A 19,287-nucleotide genomic window follows, 5' to 3' on the forward strand; every position below is an offset into this window, starting at 1 on the left:
AAAACGGAGAATAAATAATCAGTTTTTAATAACTGGATTTAGTATAAAATAAGGCTTTTGACCTGTTAAAATCCGATGTTAGGGCCAGAAAATAGGATTGGAACCTTCAAAAACCTTGCATTATCTTTCTTGTAGTACACAGACTGGGACAAAAAACGCTTTACGGCTTTGTAGGGTTAATTCATGAATTAACCCTACCTTCTATTTTTAGAGTTTACAATTTATGGACTAATAAAAGTGTTAAATGTTACTTTAAACCAAATTTACTTGATAATATCAAAGAATATCTAGAAAAAAGAGTCTCTGTATCGGGGATAGTTACCTCTAGAGAAGAGGGGGAAAAAATCGGGATTAAAGTTGAGTCAATTGATCTTTTTCCTGAGAAAAAAGATTTACCTAGCATTGAGGAAATGATCGGAATTTTGGGAGGAAGTAATTAATTCGTTGATCAAAAAAGCTACACTACTGGGATTCTCGTGTTTTTTTAGCTTTCCTGAAAAATGAAAGGGATAAAATTAATGATCGTACTTTTGTTCTCAAAGCAGCCGAGGATGGTTAGGGAATCCGTCACCGCCGCCTACTCCAGTGCAGTGGAAGCCAGTCGCCTGAAGCAATCAAAACTATCCAGGGTGCAGGAGTTGAACCTGCCTAGCACGAATTATGAGTTCGTTGCCTCAACCGCTCGGCCAACCCTGGGTTATACTATTAACTCATTATAGATCGGTAATCACTCCGAACGTGAAAATTCAGCCCCACCAAGATGAAAAAATTTTCAATCAGCACCTCCTTGCAGTTAGGACTCCTTTTGATGGTAGCCATGTTAGCCGCCGGTTTCGGTAGCGGTTGGGTAGCCTATCAATTGGGAATCGCCTCGCTGAAGGGAGTCAGTCAACCGGATATCAACCCCGCTAAAAAGTTTACCAACGATCGCACCAGTTATGGACGCAATCAGACTTTTATCCCCGTGAAGGAAGAAGAGGTGCTGAAAAGAGTGAGAGTTTATATGCAACAACAGAAAAACAAACCGCAATCAAAGGACGAAACCAAAGGATAGGCTTTAAAAAAGGCGAATTTTGCCTTTTCGCTATGGATAATCAGGATTTATTGACTCGTTTAATTTTAGTCTTTTTACTAATCGTCCTCAATGCTTTTTTCGTAGCGGCGGAATTTTCGCTCGTGTCTGTCCGTCGTACCCGCGTCAGTCAGCTAGTGGCTGCGGGAGATGTGCCAGCGCAGACGGTCCAATCTCTACAAAGAAGTCTCGATCGCTTACTTTCCACTACCCAATTAGGCATCACCCTTTCTAGTTTAGCTTTAGGTTGGATTGGGGAGAGTACCATGACCGTTTTTGTGAAGAAATTACTAAGTTTTTTACCCTTTTCTTTAAACTGGCAAAATCTTCTCTCCCATGGGTTCTCTCTTTGTCTAGCTTTTTTAATTGTTGCCTATCTCCAGATAGTTTTTGGGGAACTTTATCCCAAATCCCTAGCTTTAATTTATGCCGAACCGATGGCGCGATTATTAGCGGCACCTATTGGCGTTATTTCCCGAATTTTTAAGCCTTTTATCGGTATTCTTAATCAATCAACTCGTTTTTTATTGGTTTTAACCCGTATCCCTGAAGTGGATCTGCAGCGTTCTAGTCGGGTAACTTCCGAGGAATTACAATTAATTATCAGCATGGAAGGGGAATTAACGGGATTAGAAGCAGCGGAAAGGAAAATCTTAAACAATGTTTTCCAGTTTAGCGAAATCACTGCCGCAGAAATTATGGTTCCCCATAACCGTTTAATAGCTATTCCCTCGACTGCAACTTTTGAGGAATTATTGCTCCAAGTAGTTAACAGTGGCTATTCTTGTTATCCTGTGGCAGGAGATTCTGGTGATGATATCCGTGGTCTGATCGATTTTAAAGATTTAGCTTTACCCCTTGCCGAAGGTCAGTTAAATTTAACAACCCCGATTAAAACTTGGTTGAAACCTGTGCGTTTTTTCCCCGAAACTACCCCTTTAAATGAATTACTAAGAGTGATGCGGGAATCATCCTTAAAGATGGTTATCATTGTGGATGAATTTGGCAGAACAGCAGGTTTATTAACCCTGAAAGATTTAATCGGTGAGATTCTGGGAACTTTTTCCCCTAGGGATGAATCGGGAAAAGTGGAATATCAAATCCTCGATGAATCAACTTTTCTCGTACAAGCACAAATGAATTTAGAGGATGTGAACAAAGCATTAAATTTAAGCTTACCCTTGGCCGATGAATACCAAACCCTAGCTGGTTTTATCCTCCATCATTGGCAAAAAATACCGAGGGTGGGAGAACAATTATATTACCAAAATTTAGAATTTACCATCATTTCTAAGGTAGGTCCTCGCTTGGAACAAATTAAGATTTATCGACAACAACTATCCTAAGAATATAAACAAGAAACAACTTTTCTCATTTAACCTTCTCCATCGTTAATCGCGTCAATAGCTGCCCACTCCTATCAGGGTAAGCAAGCGCATCTTAATAATTCTTGACAAAATCAACTTTATAGCAGTTTTCATAAGAATGAGGTATGAGCAAGGAGCTTAAACCCTTTGTTGGCAAAACTTGTCCATACCTCAGTAACGTGAAAAGCGCTATATGTAAGTTGCTTACCCAGGGGGCGATTCAGGCATATTTGAGGAGAATTTGCCCTCTCAATTGTTAAGCAAAAATCGACCAAATTATGAAGATTTCGTAACCATTCTGATTGACTGGTATCACTTGAAATGCCGACGCAGATCACAAAATTGGCCAATTATCAATAGCGTTTGAGATGCTCTCACCCTGGACAGTATTGACATTTGGAAAAATGCAATGCTACGATGTTTTTATTGATAATTTAAGCCGTTCAACCCCAATAAGAAAGAGAGAAAAAGGCTTATCTGTTCCCAATTTATCTAGAACACTAAATCGCCATGAGTAATCTGATAGACTATAATACGATTCAACAAACTATCGTGAGCAATTCTACTCAGCGATTAGTGTCCACAAGTAACAATAAATATTATTGGTGGAATGATTATAATCAAAGTTATAATTTTTTAGTTGATACCAGTTTTATCGTAAATTCTCAGGGTATTAACTATTCTATTAAACAAGTTGATTCTGACAATGCAGGAAACTTTTATTTTCTGACATCAACTGGTAGCGGCGGTTCTCAGCAATACTACTTATGGAATTGGAATTCTTCATCTCCAAATTTAGAGGGTGCTATTTGGATTCCTTATCCAGCAAATCCTAGCTATCACAATTTTATTGACTTTACGGCAACAAGTAATGAATTATGGGTAATCTACAACGGCGGAATTGTTCAGCAATATTTATGGAATTCAACCCAAAATACATATAATCTAGGGTTTTATGGCATTTTAGGCAATTCGGGATCCGCTAAAACGATAACCACAGGAAAAGAAGATGGCTCAGTTTGGGCAACCGATATTCAGGGGAATCTCTACAGTTGGAATGGGACAAGCTTTAATCTATTTAATGGGGGTAATAATCCCGCTTTCCAACAAATAGTTTCTCTCAACAGTCAAACTCTGTTAGGTTTAGACAATAGTGGCAATATCTATGCTTGGTCAAGTGGTGCTAATGCTTTTATTGAGTTAGATAATGTCATTCCCAATTTACCCGTTTTTAAGCAAATCCAAATTGATGAAACAGGGATTTTATACGGAATAACTAACCTAAGTGTTCCTTATCAAGTGGGCAATCTTAGCTCAATTTTAGGGTTAAACAACTCCAGTGGCCAACCCTTTGGTCTGACGACTGTTACAGATGGTAATGGTGTCACCCATGCAGTTTGGAATCAAAACGGACAAATCTATTACGGTTATCAACCTTCTGGGACTAATGGTCAATATGTTGGGGTGACACCGCTTAATGGTGGTATTGGAAGCCAAAGTCAAGGAAGCACCGCCAATTTAACCTTAACTAAGACACAAAATGGAGGAGTTGTTGCGTCTTGGATAGGGGGAAGTGGCAATAATGCGGAAGTTTATACTTCTTCCCTAAGTTCTTCTATTTATGGGGGTTATCAATGGAGTTCTCCCACACAGTTGACTGACGATGAATTAGAAGACACAAATTTAAACGTTGTGGCTTTAAGTAATAACAATCTTTTAGTAACGACTCGAAAAAATAACCAAGCTGTTAGTCAACTGGTTGATATTAGTCAACTTCCTGTAACAGCCACTGACTCAAATCAATTAACCTTTAAACCCAAAGGAACAGAATTTACCTACTCAATTGTTCCGGGGGTTTTGGACAGAGCATCTGGGATTATTACTCTCCCTAATTATGTTGCTATTACTGTCGGGGTCGGGACGGGTAATTTACCTAAAGCATTCGAGTCTATTAAAAAGAAATTTGGGAAATATTTTAAGGGTTTTAATATCAGTGCAGATATTGATGCTACCACTTGGGATTTTAGTTCTCAGTCTCCCCCAGCCTATAATAGTTTAAAACTTAGTGCAACCCTCGGACTGGGAAAGGTATTCTCAGAGTATGTTGATTTAAATATTTTATTTTTTGCACAAGGGGCTGGGGCATGGAAAACAGTAACTAGCTATCCTTCTAGTGTTAGAGCTAAAGCGGGGGGGGGATTTGATCTTGAGGTAAATGCCCTTGCAATGGTTCTAAATAGCTTGTTTCCCGGTACAGGTGAGGCCTTGGAAGTACTTAGTAAAAAAGGTGTGTTTAGCATTAATGCGGGGCCAGTAGTAGGGCTTGATCTTAGCTTTACTACAAGTATTCAATTTGACGAGAATACAAAGAACATTCAACCCAGTGATTACTTTTTTAAACTGGTTGATAAAGATGGCGCTCCACCAACCGATGACACCCCTCAGGCGGAGCTCTTTTGGCACTTAGATACAACTAAATTTTTTAGCTTTTTAGGTGACGCCTTTTCATCCGGGGATGAAAACTTTAGTTTGGAAATCAAAACCGGTCTTTATGTTAAGGCCAGTGTATTAAAAGATTTTATTAAGGTGGACATTAAAGGGGTTCAGACCGAAGACTTTGATACCCAGGGTTTTTCGGGGGCGAATTATACCAACAAAATTAAAGTTACAGTTACTCCGCTTGTCTTCTCAGTTTCCTATGTTAACTATATCCGAATTAATGATAAAGTCTCTGGTTTAACTGGAGAAAGCGAAATTTTTCAAAATCACCGAGGATTACCTGCCAGTGTTTCATTAGAACCTAATTCCACAATTTATCTAACTCAACCCGGTTACTCTACATTATTAGGAGAAGATGTCAACGATTTAATTGATAGTAGTGATATATCCTACATCATTGCTCCTGATGGCACAACAGTTTACGGCACATTTACAGGAAGTGTAGATGACAATTCAGCTAATCTTTCCTATTTATACTTTTTGAATGGAACATTAGGCAGTAATGGTATTAACTGGAATGCCAACAGTTTACAGGCTATTTCCAATACAGCCGGAGCAAATCAAACCCCAAATATTGCCCTAGATACAAATGGCAATGTTGTAATTGCTTGGCAATATGAATCAATCAATAATCCCACCGTACAGCAGATTGCTACTACCCCACCGGGACAAGTTTATGTCGTATATGGACAAACAGGAAATAACCCAGTAAACTTAGGAAACTTCCCAGAAAATCCCAACCCATCTGGGTTCTATTGGACATTAGACAATGAATACTTTGCCAGTTTTGGGCAAGCCGTGACCGCTTTAGGAGATGTTAATGGCGGTGGTAAAAATGATTTTGCCATGACTGCACCGGATCTTGATGATGAACAAGGCGGCGTTTATGTGGTATTTGCAGAAGACTATAACCAAGTTAATGACCTCAATAATTTGGGTAGTAATGGACTGCTTTTGACGGGACAAGCGTTGAGTGAATTGGGTTACAGTATTGCCAATGCGGGAGATGTCAATAGCGATGGTAAAAGTGATTTAATAATTGGTGCGCCTGGTTTAAATAACAATCAAGGAGGTGCTTATTTACTCTATGGGGGAACCTTATTTGAGACATCTCAAAGCCTCACAAATATTGATACTTTACTCAGCAATAATCCAGCTTACGGACAACAAATTACTAACCCCAATGGACAAGCAGGAGATCGTTTTGGTTCTGTAGTAACAGGGGGTTACGACTTTAATGGAGATAGTCAAGCAGACTACGCCATCCTGTCACCCAATGCCAATCAAGAAGCAGGAGAAACTACCTTAATTCTCTCCCAGTCTATTGCTAACGAGGTATTTACTTTAAGCGTCAACCAAAGCGGTAATTTAGTCCTATTCAATCAAACCAAGAATACTCAAGTTTGGAGTACCAACACCTCACCTCCAGAGCCTCAATATGCCAGTTATTATCAAGCTACCATGCAATCAAATGGTAACTTTGTTTTATCTGAATGGGCCGGTGAAGCTCAACTCTCTTACTGGTCAACTAATACAGCAGGAAATCCGGGTGCTTATCTTGCGTTGGGTGAAGATGGGGGTCTGTATATACGCAATCAACAAGGGAATAATATTTACACTTTCCATCAAGGTACAAATCCCAATACTTCAAGAGTTAGTCGCCTCAACGAAGGAAATAGCATTGTTTCTAATAACTCCAACTCCAATTTAACCTACCAAAGTTACCTCGGTGGGACAATAACCATAACTAACAGTACCTCAGCGGTTAATAACAATACTCTGTTAGATCTAACTAGCATCGCTCTAATTCCAGACGTTAATCAGGATGGCAAGGCAGATTTACTGATTGGTGGAACAGGAGCTGCAGTTATCCTATTTGGCGCGAATTTATCCACTCAAACCTTAGATTTAGGAACCATAAACCCGGGTCAAGGCTTCGTTATTTTTGATGATTTAGACAACCCTGCACCGTTACAAGTAAGTAGTGCTGGTGATGTTAACGGCGACGGTATTAACGATGTAATTGTTGGCTATCCTGCTACCCAAGATGCTAATGGAAATTATCTTGCAGGAAATAGTTACATTATTTTTGGTAGTTCAAATCTTTCCTCAAACCAAAATAACAGTATCGGTTTCTCCGGAATCAATGGAACAAATGGCTTTACTATTACCGGTGCTGGAACAGAAGTCAGCGGTGCTGGCGACTTAAACGGTGATGGTGTAGGAGATTTACTAATTGGTGAACCCAATGGAGGTAATAATCAAGCCGGTGTAAGTTATGTCATCTACGGAGGAAAGAGTAACAATATTGGCAGCGTCGCTAATATTAATGTTAGTAACATCGGCACAACTGTTCAGGGTTATGTAATTGGTCAAGGAGGAGCAAATCAACTCAGCGGGTCTTCTGTTAGTGCAGTAGGAGACTTAAATAATGATGGTAAAGCGGATTTATTAATAGGAGCGCCGAATACAGTTTCTAGTGATGCTCTCAATCAATTACAACAAACCATCACCTCCAACTATGTCATCGGACAAGTAAGTAATGGAACCTTAAATACCCATAATTCAACCCCCACAGCCATCCCTTGGTTACAACCCGGTCAATCTGTACAAAGTTTAACCTCAACTCCCTACGGTGTTCTCGCTATATGGACAACTAGCACAGGTTCAGGAGAAACGGCTCAAACTAACTTATCTGTCGCCTTTTGGGTCCCTAGTGGAACGACAGGAAGTTGGAAAAACTATCAATCTAGCGTTACTACCCTTTCTGGCTCTAATTTGAGTTTTTCTAGCATCAATGTTAATGCTAGTAATAATAGTATTACTTTAGGTTGGGTTGTGCTTGATTCCACAACCGGAACCTCCAGTCTTGGCCAAAGTATTTATAACGGAAATAATTGGAATACGGCTAATTCTATCCAAACAGATTCTAATCCTACGCCACCGGAACAGATTGATAATATTATTAGTAATCCCACCACCGGTAGCACCAGTAATAGTGTCTTCTCAGTAAGTCATAAAACCGTCAAAGAAACCGTCAAAGAAAATGAAGGAAAAGTGACTTTTACCATCACTCGAGAAGGTGACATCAATACCAGCAAAACCCTAAATTATCGCACAGTAGATATTAGCGCCACCGCCGGAGCCGATTACGAACATAAAGCTGGAACCATCACCTTTACTCCAGGCGAAATCAGCAAAACCATTGAGGTGAAGATTTTTGACGATAACTTATTAGAACATCTCAAGGAGAAATTTAAGTTAATCCTCGAAGATGGTCAACAAACCACTTTAACCGCTTACGCCACTTTACAGGATACCAACCAAACGATTAACTTATTGGCTATAGATAGTGGTTTTTCCATGATTGGTCCATTCAATGATCAATTAGGTCAAGCTTTAGGTAGTGCGGGGAATGTTAATAAGGATACTAATGGCAATAATAATAATGCCCCTCTTGATGATTTCTGGATTTCCGCCCCCGGAGACAATAACAGTCAAGGCAGCATCTACCTAATTTTTGGCTCTCCTTCCGTACAAGTATCAGACCAAGGACTTAACTTAGATAGTCCCCAGTCAGGTCAAAACGTTGTCAAAATTACAGGGGATGCAACGACTACTATCACCTCCCCCCAAAGTGGCAATAGTCTTAGTTCTTGGTCAGGTTCTTCTAAGAGTTGGTATGCGATCGCCGCTTCTAACGCAACCAATCAAGGGGGAACGAACGATAGTAAGATTTATATTTTCGATAATTCAGCGATTACTCAAACCAGTGGGGCGATCGCCCTTAATTCCCTAACCACATCACCCCTAACAGGTAACAGTAGTGACGGTTTTGGAGAAACAAGTCTGTTAGCAGACTTAAATGGTGATGGAACACCAGAGTTAATCGTCGGTTCTCCGTTAGGTAATCAAGTTAAGGTCTATCAACTATCAGGGTCTGGTAAAAATATTACTACCAGTCTGATTGCTACTATTAATGCTCCCAGTGCAGGTCAAGGTTTAGGGTCTGCCTTACAAGTCTTAAATTTAAATGGAGATGGTAAACTTGATTTAGCCATCGGAGCGCCTGTCGTTAATCCAGTAAGTGATCCCAGCAATCCTCAAGATATTCGCGGTTATGGTGGTGCAATTTATGTATTATCAGGAAGCCAATTTAATTGGTCAAATACCAACGCATCTATCAACTTAACCGCTACTACAAGTGCAACTAACTGGGTTTTTGATGGCATAACCAGTTTCACCAGTGGAAACGTTAACGGTAAACTGAATCCAAGTACCGGTGAGCCAAGTAGTAATCCCGCTACGAACTACGGTTTTTATGATGGAGTTGGTAATGCGATAACCACCCTAGATTTGAATGGAGATGGTCATTTAGATTTAGTAATCGGTGCGCCTAATGCTGCGGTTAGTGGTACTACTAATCTCGGCAAAGTTTATGTAATATTCGGAAATTCTGGCTCATTACCTTCGAGTTTAGCCTCTATTGGCGCGGGTAAAGGAGTAACTTTTGCCGGGAATTTAGCTTTAGGACAAGCGGGTTGGGCTGTTGCTAATGGAGGTGATATTAACAATGACAAAATTAGTGATTTACTCATCGGCGCACCTTTTGCTTATGGTAATGCTGGTAGTGCCTATATAGTCTTTGGCAGTACAAATGCCTTCTCATCGGGTGGCACAATTTATCTCGATCCCAATCTAACGGATTCTCGTGTTTTCCAATACCAAGGAGTAGCTAACCCATTAAGTAATAGTAATCCTTCTAATGCAGGTAATGTGGGACAGAATCTTAATGGGATTGGGGATATTAATGGCGATTACGGTTCTATTACGGGGGGAGATGATATTATTTTGGGGGCCCCTAGTAGTAATGATGGTAATGGTCATAGTGAGGCTTATGTGGCCATTGGACATCCTTGGTTACAGGGTGGACTTTCCCTGAATGTTAATGATTTACGCAGTGATAATGGTTTTATCTTAGTCAATAAATATCCCGGCGTTTCAGTAGGAGATGTTAATGGGGATGGCTTTGATGATTTTGTTAATGTTGGATCATGGTCATCGGGGGCAACAAATGAATTAACAATAGGAGCAAGCACCTTAACCAATGTTGGCGCTCCACGAACTTACACCCTTACCGCCAATGATTTGAATTTACCTCTTGGTAATTCAATTATCTCTCCTAGCACTACTTTAATTGCTCACGGGGATTTTAATGCGGATGGTTATGAAGATATTGCTCAAGGTAGCCTTAACAACCTAAATGAGACAACGGAACTACTAGTCAATATGGGTAATAGCATTGTGAACAATGTTATTGCGGGTCAAACTTTATTTTCTTCTTATTACTTCTCTATTCTTTCCATTCGTCAAACCTGTGCAGGGGATATTAATGGTGATGGCTATGATGACTTAGTGGTTCTAGCTTCGATGATAGACAACATTGTTGAAAATACTACTTCTTATCAAATTCTTTATTTCTTGGGTTCAGCAAATGGGTTGAGTTCCCAATCCCAGCAGAGTTATGATCTTGGTGAGATGAGCTATGCACCGGGGATTGGAGTAGCGGATATTAACGCCGATGGAGTCTCAGAAGTTATCACCCTTGAATACGAACTTGGTGGCTCTTCTTTCGAGGTAGAACTCCAAACACAGGTTAGTGTTTACCAATTCAATAATGACATCCATTTACCCCTTTCTGAGCTATCCTTGAGTTTTCTTAGCTCTCCTTGGACAGATAGCAGTCCTAGGAATGGGTATTGGCCAACAATCAATGGCCTAATCAACTCATCCATTAGTTCTGGTGACTTTAACTCTGACGGTATTGAAGACACATTAGTGTCTATCGCCGAAACATCTTGGTATGAGGGTGAAGGTGTACAAGCTTATCCCGTTATGCGCTCTACCATCTTATATGGCACGGGGAAAACTAACAATTTTGGACAATTTCAAACAAATATTGATTATAATAATCCGAACTACACTTATTCGGATAATCTTCCTTCTCCTGCTGTTGCCGTTGGAGACATAAATGCTGACGGTTTTGATGATATTCTTTTTGACCAGGTGATTCCTTTCAATCCAAGTTACATCCAATTAGGTTCATCGGAGATTACCCCCTATACCCCCACAACACCGCCCAATACCAGCCTGAATAGCAACACAATTGTTCTCAATGGCAGTCAAAATCAGATTCCCATTCAAGGCTTGCCGAATCGAACCCTACCTTATCAAACCAATGCCGGTGGGGATGTCAATGGTGACGGTTATCAAGATATCATCATCACTGATACGAGCAATTATGACTTAACCTATGTCGTTTATGGTCAAGATTGGTTAACCGCAGATGAGCAAAATAGCGGTAGTGAAACCTTTACCTTTTTTGACGGAACGAATGGTAATGATGTTTTTACCATTCCCTCGAATGTTACTACTCCTAAGATTGTGTTGCGGGGTCAAAATGGCGATGACTTTATGTTAATTCCCACCGCTAACACTTCTCAGATTTATGCTTTCGGCGGCGAAGGAGATGATCAAATTGGCTTAGGTGGTGAATACGGAACTGATAGTAAAACTATCGGTAAAATTGATGGAGGTGGGGGTTTTGACACTATTTTTATTCCCCAAACAATAGGTCAACAAACTCGGCTTTATCTAGATGCTAACATTGGTCATCTGTTTAATATTGAAGCTGTTGATATTGGCTACAATAATTCCGTTCAATTTAATAAGTCTAGCTTGCTGCAAATGCTCGACAGCAATCAAAAGCTATTCATTAATGGTGCTTCTCCTTCAAGTGCTTATTACTCCGATCCTTCCACTGTACCTTGGACAAAATTAGGTTCTGATGCTTATGATGGAGCAGTTTATGAAATTTATGGTATTACAAATACCGCCATTGAGGTTTGGATTGAACAGGGAATTACCTTTACTTCTCTAAATAATAATGGACCAAATCTCCAAAATCCGATCACCAATCAAACCGCCACACAAGATACCGGTTTCAACTTCCAAATTCCCACTAATACCTTTGTTGATGTTGATCTAAACGATACCCTGACTTATTCAGCTACCCTCAGTAATGGTGATGCTTTACCCAGTTGGTTAAACTTTAACTCAACAACCCGAACTTTCAGTGGAACTCCTGCTTACAAAGATGTTGGTAATCTCAGTCTAAAAGTAACCGCAACTGATAAACCGGGAGCAAGTGTTAGTACAAACTTCACCCTACAAGTGTTCCACCCAGTATTAGTTCCCTCTAGCGGTAGCCTGATTAAAGGAACCCCAATAAATGATCGCATCGATGCTTTGGGTAAATCCGGTACTTACCGCTTAGAAAGTGGTGCTGGTGATGACTTGTTAATCGGTTCCAACCAACGAGATGTTCTCAACGGTGGAAGTGGTAATGACAGTCTCTATGGTGAGGGAAATATAGATAAACTTTATGGAGAAGAAGGAGATGATCTACTTGATGGTGGTTTAGGTTCAGATTTTCTCTATGGCGGTGCGGGTGCTGATAGCTTCGTTCTCAAGTCAGGAAATGGTAGCGATCGCATTCTTGATTTCAACTCTGCTCAAGGCGATAAATTGGCTCTCAGTGGAATCAACTTCGGACAGTTAAGCTTTAACAGCAACCAAATTCTTTTGGGAACTGAAGTCTTAGCTTATGTTACTGACAATCTCGGTAATTCCCTCACGGGATTGAACAATCATCCTGAATGGTTTGTCTCTCTCTAATTGCTTACCAATAACCAAAATTTAACTCGGATAAACAAGATGAAAATCAACCCACCCAACTTTGTCTTAGCTGCTACAACAACCCTGCTTGTTAGTAGCTTCTCGACCGCTATACCAGTTCAAGCACTAACTTGGACTATTAATAATGGTTCTCTGACTGGAACTAACCCGATTACCGGTAGTTTCACCATCGACAATGAAAATAGCGCAACTCCCAGTCTTACTTTTAGTAACATTATAATTGGCCTTGTCAATTTCACGAAGGCTGACTTAGCTAACATTAGTTTAGCTAATCCTACTGGGAGTGGTATAGAAGCTATTGATTGGGTTAATGGCTCTAATAGCCTCTCTCTAGTTTTTAACTCTCCCTTTTTAACGACAGCAGAAGGGACAGTTACTTTAAATGATGTTGTTAGTGATTTTAATGGTGATATCGTCACTGGTTCTGTTACAGGTGTATCAAATCCCCCAACTACCGTCCCCGAACCTAACTTGAGCTTGGGACTGATTGCTTTTGGTACACTGCTAGTGGTCAGATCAAGGTTTAATTAGGGTTTGCTGAAAAAGGCCTAGGCTGGGGTAAGATTGGCTCGTTTAATTTTAGTCTTTTTACTAATCGTCCTCAATGCTTTTTTCGTGGCGGCGGAATTTTCGCTCGTGTCTGTCCGTCGTACCCGCATCATTCAGCTAGTGGCTGCGGGAGATGTGCCAGCGCAGACGGTCCAATCTCCACAAAGAAGTCTCAATCGCTTACTTTCCACTACCCAATTAGACATCACCCTTTCTAGTTTAGCTTTAGGTTGGATTGGGGAGAGTACCATGACCGTTTTTGTGAAGAAATTACTAAGTTTTTACCCTTTTCTTTAAACTGGCAAAATCTTCTCTCCCGTGGGTTCTCTCTTTGTCTAGCTTTTTTAATTGTTGCCTATCTCCAGATAGTTTTTGGGGAACTTTATCCCAAATCCCTAGCTTTAATTTATGCCGAACCGATGGCGCGGTTATTAGCATCACCTATTGGCGTTATTTCCCGAATTTTTAAGCTTTTTATCGGTATTCTCAACAAATACCGAAGGTGGGAGAACATTTATATTACTAAAATTTAGAATTTACCATTATTTCTAAGTTAGGCCCTCGCTTGGAACAAATTAAGATTTATCGACAACAATTATCCTTATGATATAAACAAGAAACAATTTTTCTCATTGATCCTTCTTGATTGTTAATCGCGTCAATAGCTGCCCACTCCTATCACCATGAAACACCTTTTGGCACTCCTCCCCCTCAGCTTGGGATTAATTGCCCTCACCCCCGCAAATTTGCCCCTAGAACGCCTTGAAATCTCACAATTAGGAACATCTACGGGATACGATGAACGACTGCTAACGGACAAAAAAACCCTACTACAAGCGATCGATCATAGTTTACGTTATCTGAATAGCTCGGCGGCGATCCGTGCCTATCAAAACTATCCTATTCCAGAAATAACTCGTCAGCGAGTGCAGCGTTCCTTGGTACGGTTTCGTCAATTAGTGCAGAATTCTCCCACTCCCGCAGCTCTACAAAAGGCAGTTAAAAAAGAATTCATTTGGTATCGTTCTTTGGGTAATGATAGCCAAGGAAATGTTAAATTTACTGGTTATTTTGAGCCAATTTATCAAGCAAGTCGGCAAAAAAACGCCGAGTATAAATATCCTCTCTATCGCCAACCTACTAACTTTTCTCGCTGGTCTAAACCCCATCCAGCTAGGGTAGAATTAGAGGGAAAAGATGGTTTACTAGGGGAAAATAGCCGTCTAGCGGGATACGAATTAGTCTGGTTAAAAGATCGCTTAGAAGCTTATTTAGTTCATGTGCAGGGTTCGGCAAAATTACGTTTACCTAATGGTCAAATTATGAGCATTGGTTTTGATGGCAATACCGAGCATCCCTACACAAGTCTGGGAAAAGAAATGATTGCTGATGGTATTTTTCCCGCTGAGGGTTTAACCTTACCAATAGTTTTGGATTTTCTCAGAAATAATCCTGAGCAATTAAAGAATTATATTCCCCGCAATAATCGGTTTATTTTTTTTCGAGAAACCCACGGTGCGCCTCCCACTGGTAGTATTGGAGTTCCAGTTTTACCAGAAAGATCGATCGCTACAGATAAAAGTATTTTTCCCCCCGGTGCTTTAGCGGTAATTGAGACAGAAATTCCCCAGGAAAATCTTAATAAAAAATTAGTGAGTCGCTATGTTCTCGATCAAGATACTGGCAGCGCAATTAAAGGTGCCGGCAGGGTAGATATTTTTATGGGAACAGGAAAAAATGCTGGTGAGCGGGCCGGTTTAATTAATACTCCCGGTCAATTATATTATTTATTATTGAGGGAATAGGAAATAGTATAGGTAGAATTAAGATAGACTTCCCAGAATCAGTTATCATACTTAAGTGAGAATTTAAACAATAGAATCATGAAAAAAACCGTAAATATAGATTGGTCGGATTGTGGTCCAATTACTTTAGTAGTCGTGCAGCCGACTTCTTTTTGTAATCTCAATTGTGATTACTGTTATTTACCCGATCGCCATTTAAAAAATACCCTATCCTTAGATTTAATCGAGCCGATTTTTCAGAGGGTTTTTAGTAGTCGTTTTCTCCAAAATGATTTTACCATTTGCTGGCACGCAGGTGAACCCTTGGCAGTTCCCATTAGTTTTTATGAAAGTGCCTTTGCTAAAATTGCAGAAGTTAGCGAGAAATATAATCAGCAGGGTTACTGTTTTCGTCATTCGGTACAAACTAACGCCACTTATATTAACGATGCTTGGTGTGAATTATTTAAAAAGCATGATGTTTATGTGGGAGTCAGTCTTGATGGACCGGCTTTTATTCACGATATCCACCGGCAAAACCGCAAGGGAACTGGTAGTCATGCTGCTACCATGCGGGGGATTTCTTTCTTGCAAAAACATGAAATTGATGTCAGTATCATCGCTGTTTTAACAGAAGATTCTCTCGACTATCCCGACGAAATTTTTAACTTTTTTTGGGATCATGGTCTTACCGATGTGGCTTTTAATATGGAAGAAACAGAGGGGATTCATTCACAATCTTCTTTAGATAAATTAGGTATTGAACAACGTTATCGCCAGTTTATCGCCAGATTTTGGCAGTTAGTCACGGCTAAACAAGGAGAATTTAAGCTGCGGGAATTTGAGTCGATCTGTAGTTTGATTTATGCCGATGAACGCTTAGAAAATACCGATATGAATCGACCTTTTATGATTGTCAATTTTGATAATCAAGGTAATTTTTCTACCTTTGATCCAGAATTACTATCGATTAAAACCCAACCCTACGGCGATTTTATTTTTGGTAATGTTTTGACAGATTCCCTGGAATCTATCTGTGAAACTGAGAAATTTCAAAAAATTTACGCTGATATGCGCGGTGGAGTTGATTTATGTCGGCAAAAATGCGATTATTTTGGGGTTTGTGGGGGTGGTGCCGGTAGTAACAAATATTGGGAAAATGGCACTTTCAACTCCACAGATACTAAAGCCTGTTTATACCGGATTAAGTGTATCACCGATATAGTTCTCGATCGCCTAGAAAATTTATTAGAAGTTTAGGGGAGTCGGGTGTTAGGGTGTGGGGAGAATAAATAAAATAATCTCCTATCTCCTGACTCCTGACTCCGGGAGCATCTCACCTTTGTAACCCCTAAATCAGGTTTTTATGGCAAGCTATTTTGAAAGCCTTGCTAGAAACAAGTTCTAGGGATAAATATAATTACTCACTTGCATAAATTGAGATGCTCCCTCGATATATTCCTGTATGAGATATTGTCGCCCGTCATTACCGGTAAAATAGGCGTAAAGTTCGGGGATTTGTGGGTATCTTCCCAAACTATCTAAACGAATCGCTTCTTCTTTAAATAATTCTGCTGCTTTTTGTAAAGTTCCTGTTCCCTGCGCTGACGGAAAAAATTGTTTAATCACACAATAGGGTTTTGAGGGTTTATCTTCATCTATCGCTTGAAATGTCTTACCAAAACCCCCTTGACCGATTAATTTTAGCGCTCGATAACGTTCTGGTGAGCAGTAATTGAGAACCGCACTTATGACAGAATTTATCCGTGGGGGTGTTTTTGTGCGAACAATCGGGATTGAGACAGAGACTAAGACTCATAGCCGTTTGACAAGTGTGGGAAGATTAACACCTATTATAGAAAAAGAAAGCAAGCTAGAGCGACTCTAGTGGGTAAATTTTCTCTGATAATTCGCTGAAAATAAGGTGACAGGTGGTCAATCCACAACCCGCTATACTTTGTCCATACCACAATTTAGCCATTTTGTCAAAAAAATTTTGACTTTGCAACAAAACTACACAAAAATTAGATCAACGTTGTTAGGGAAAAAAGGGATAATTGGCGAAAGTGTTTGGTTTTGCTCAAGGGAAAAGTCTAGATTTAGTAAGGGTTTTAAGACAACTCAGACCATTAAAACCCTAAAAATTACAACAAAGGCCATAATAGCATAATGCAAAATTATACCAGAATGGCTGGAAGTATTGCAACCTCGTAAATAAATAACAATTATTCTCAATAAATTCTTAAGTAAAAATAAATATTACCGATTGTAAATTTAAATATTTTTAAGTATTGAGAGTATTTATATATAAAATACTTATCATTTTGCCCTGATTGCCTCTGACTTTTCCCTCCCCAGAGTAATTTTGGGGAGTCAGTCGTCGATACCAAACTAGGCTACACTCTATAGGAGAAACCCGATGACTAACTTGATTATTTCGCAAAAATATGGCTAAAAAGCTCGATTTTGTTATTCCCGCCGTCGGTGGAGTCACAGGAGCCAATTTATCTGCTTGTCTGGGAAATATTGGCTTAGTCGGCGGATTTGGCGGTATAAGCGTCGGTTTAGTGGGAATGACGGGGATTGGCATCCTGACAAGTTCGGCAATTTATGCCAGTCTGCAAGGACTAGAAACAAAGGATCACAATGTCGGGTTAGCTTTGGGGACAGGAAGCCTTGGCGGAATCGTTATCTACTCTACCTTTGGGGGTGTGGGAGTTGCGGTTAAAGGTACAGCTTTCGGTGTTGGTGTCGGTTCTATGGCGATCGCTGGTGGACTAGTCGGGTTAGGAATCTACGGACTGATGAAAATGTTATCTCCCATCTACTCCGACGATAATTTTTATAGGAATCTAGAATTTTTTGATCGCATTACTAGAGAGTACGAAGAAGCTTTATTTTGGCAAGAAGTTACGGGGAAATATGAAAATCTAGAGGCAGAATTACAGCGACTGTTAGAAGAAGTATCTGTTCAGGAAAATCAACAGTTAGATTCTACAGAAATTACTATTCCAGAGCGTTTATCTTGGCAGTGTTTCCAAACTCTTAAAGGTCATCAGGAAAATATTGGGGCGATCGATGTTAGTCCTGATGGTAAAATTATCGCTAGTGCGGGAGAAGATCAAACCATAAAACTTTGGCAGCGAGAAACGGGTAAATTAATTTATTCCTTTGTGGGAGTTAATGAACCGATCCAAACTTTGGCTATAAGTCCTAACGGTAAATCGATTATTGTTGGTGGATTGGATGGCAGAATTAGTCAGTGGCAATTAGACACTAAGCAGTATAAAAGTAGTTTTTTCGCTCGTGTAAATGCTCCTGATAGTCACGATGGTGTAATTTTACAATTAGCTTTTGCTGCTAATGAAAGATTTATTGTTAGTGCTAGTAATGACAAAACTCTGCGAATCTGGGGTTATCAGACAGGAGAATTAAAGCGAACTTTAATCGGTCATGAGGAGGCAGTTAATACCTGTGCTATTAGTCCCGATAGCCAAATTATTGCTAGTGGTAGTGATGATAAAACTATTAAATTATGGCGATTTGATCATAGTTATGCTTATCAAACTTTTAGCGGTGACAGGGCAGCCGTTAACAGTTTAGCTTTTAGTAATGATGGTCAATATCTAGTTAGTGGCGATAGTGATAAAACGATTAAAATCTGGGATATAAAGACAGGAGAAATTATTAAAAGTTGGCAGGCACACCAGCAGGCAATTATCAGTATTGCTATTAATCCTCATCGCCATCTAATTGCTAGTGCTTCCCGAACAGAAATTAAAATTTGGCAAGGACAAACAGGAGAATTAATTAAAGTTTTACGGGGAACTGCTCCCTTAAAATTTAGTCCTGACGGTCAGTTTTTAATCACAGGTAGTTATGGAGGTAAGGTAAAAATATGGTCGGAAATGTTAGGAGAATTAGAAATATTACCCTGCGAGTCCGAGGATTGGTGGGAGGTTTTAGAAGTTTCTAAGAATGCCAGTTTTTCAGAAGTTAAACAAAGATATTATCAGCTTGCTCGTCAGTATCACCCCGATCACAATTCTTCCACCATGGCGATTAAAATTATGCAAAAAGTTAATCGAGCTTACGAGCAGTTTTTATTTTCTATCTCGCAACAGTAAAAGTGTGAGGGTAGGGTAAGTATTTAACTATCTTTCGATTCTCCCTTACTTATGGTGATATATAATTAAATTGAAGATAAATTTTGTCTTTGATCCCCCCTGCCCCCCTTGATAAGGGGGGTGTCGATCCC

Annotated in this window: 7 protein-coding genes, 1 tRNA gene and 2 pseudogenes; 8 read left to right on the forward strand and 2 right to left on the reverse strand. The window is 39.8% G+C overall.

Annotated features, from left to right (window positions below):
- Positions 1-623 precede the first annotated feature (623 nt).
- A tRNA-Ile gene (locus tag IQ234_RS06220) sits at positions 624-696 on the reverse strand.
- A gap of 64 nt (positions 697-760) precedes the next feature.
- Between IQ234_RS06220 and IQ234_RS06225 the strand changes: the two genes are divergently transcribed.
- From IQ234_RS06225 to grrM, 7 genes and pseudogenes are all read left to right on the forward strand, one after another.
- A complete protein-coding gene (locus IQ234_RS06225) occupies positions 761-1,054 on the forward strand; it encodes a hypothetical protein (RefSeq protein WP_044035013.1) in 294 nt (97 codons plus the stop codon).
- A 32-nt stretch (positions 1,055-1,086) separates the two neighbouring features.
- A complete protein-coding gene (locus IQ234_RS06230; protein WP_193956445.1) occupies positions 1,087-2,418 on the forward strand; it encodes a hemolysin family protein in 1,332 nt (443 codons plus the stop codon).
- Between the two features lie 531 nt (positions 2,419-2,949).
- A complete protein-coding gene (locus IQ234_RS06235; protein WP_193956446.1) occupies positions 2,950-12,675 on the forward strand; it encodes an FG-GAP-like repeat-containing protein in 9,726 nt (3,241 codons plus the stop codon).
- 39 nt (positions 12,676-12,714) lie between these two features.
- Positions 12,715-13,227 (forward strand): PEP-CTERM sorting domain-containing protein, encoded by a 513-nt coding sequence (locus IQ234_RS06240; protein ID WP_193956447.1) that lies wholly within the window; start codon positions 12,715-12,717, stop codon positions 13,225-13,227.
- Between the two features lie 33 nt (positions 13,228-13,260).
- Positions 13,261-13,751, forward strand: a pseudogene (locus IQ234_RS06245) (CNNM domain-containing protein); the annotation flags it as partial.
- Between the two features lie 177 nt (positions 13,752-13,928).
- On the forward strand, positions 13,929-15,050 hold the full coding sequence (locus IQ234_RS06250) for a murein transglycosylase A (protein WP_193956448.1): 1,122 nt from the start codon (positions 13,929-13,931) through the stop codon (positions 15,048-15,050).
- A gap of 78 nt (positions 15,051-15,128) precedes the next feature.
- Entirely contained in the window at positions 15,129-16,289 is a 1,161-nt protein-coding gene (gene grrM / locus IQ234_RS06255; RefSeq protein WP_193956449.1) for a cyclophane-forming radical SAM/SPASM peptide maturase GrrM/OscB, read from the forward strand.
- A gap of 186 nt (positions 16,290-16,475) precedes the next feature.
- On the opposite strand, the pseudogene IQ234_RS06260 reads toward grrM, so the two are convergent.
- Positions 16,476-16,848: pseudogene (locus IQ234_RS06260) on the reverse strand (4-Cys prefix domain-containing protein); the annotation flags it as partial.
- Positions 16,849-17,476: 628 nt separating this feature from the next.
- On the opposite strand from IQ234_RS06260, the gene IQ234_RS06265 reads away from it, so the two are divergent.
- Positions 17,477-19,156, forward strand: a complete 1,680-nt coding sequence (locus IQ234_RS06265; RefSeq protein ID WP_193956450.1) for a DnaJ domain-containing protein — start codon at positions 17,477-17,479, stop codon at positions 19,154-19,156.
- Positions 19,157-19,287 lie beyond the last annotated feature (131 nt).

The organism is Microcystis aeruginosa LEGE 91341 (genome assembly GCF_015206885.1).
Taxonomy (GTDB): domain Bacteria; phylum Cyanobacteriota; class Cyanobacteriia; order Cyanobacteriales; family Microcystaceae; genus Microcystis; species Microcystis aeruginosa_H.

Bases quoted from the DNA above. Each gene is read 5' to 3' on its own strand.
- IQ234_RS06225 (WP_044035013.1), top strand. From the start codon at position 761: ATGAAAAAATTTTCAATCAGCACCTCCTTGCAGTTAGGACTCCTTTTG.
- IQ234_RS06230 (WP_193956445.1), top strand. From the start codon at position 1,087: ATGGATAATCAGGATTTATTGACTCGTTTAATTTTAGTCTTTTTACTA.
- IQ234_RS06235 (WP_193956446.1), top strand. From the start codon at position 2,950: ATGAGTAATCTGATAGACTATAATACGATTCAACAAACTATCGTGAGC.
- IQ234_RS06240 (WP_193956447.1), top strand. From the start codon at position 12,715: ATGAAAATCAACCCACCCAACTTTGTCTTAGCTGCTACAACAACCCTG.
- IQ234_RS06250 (WP_193956448.1), top strand. From the start codon at position 13,929: ATGAAACACCTTTTGGCACTCCTCCCCCTCAGCTTGGGATTAATTGCC.
- grrM (WP_193956449.1), top strand. From the start codon at position 15,129: ATGAAAAAAACCGTAAATATAGATTGGTCGGATTGTGGTCCAATTACT.
- IQ234_RS06265 (WP_193956450.1), top strand. From the start codon at position 17,477: ATGGCTAAAAAGCTCGATTTTGTTATTCCCGCCGTCGGTGGAGTCACA.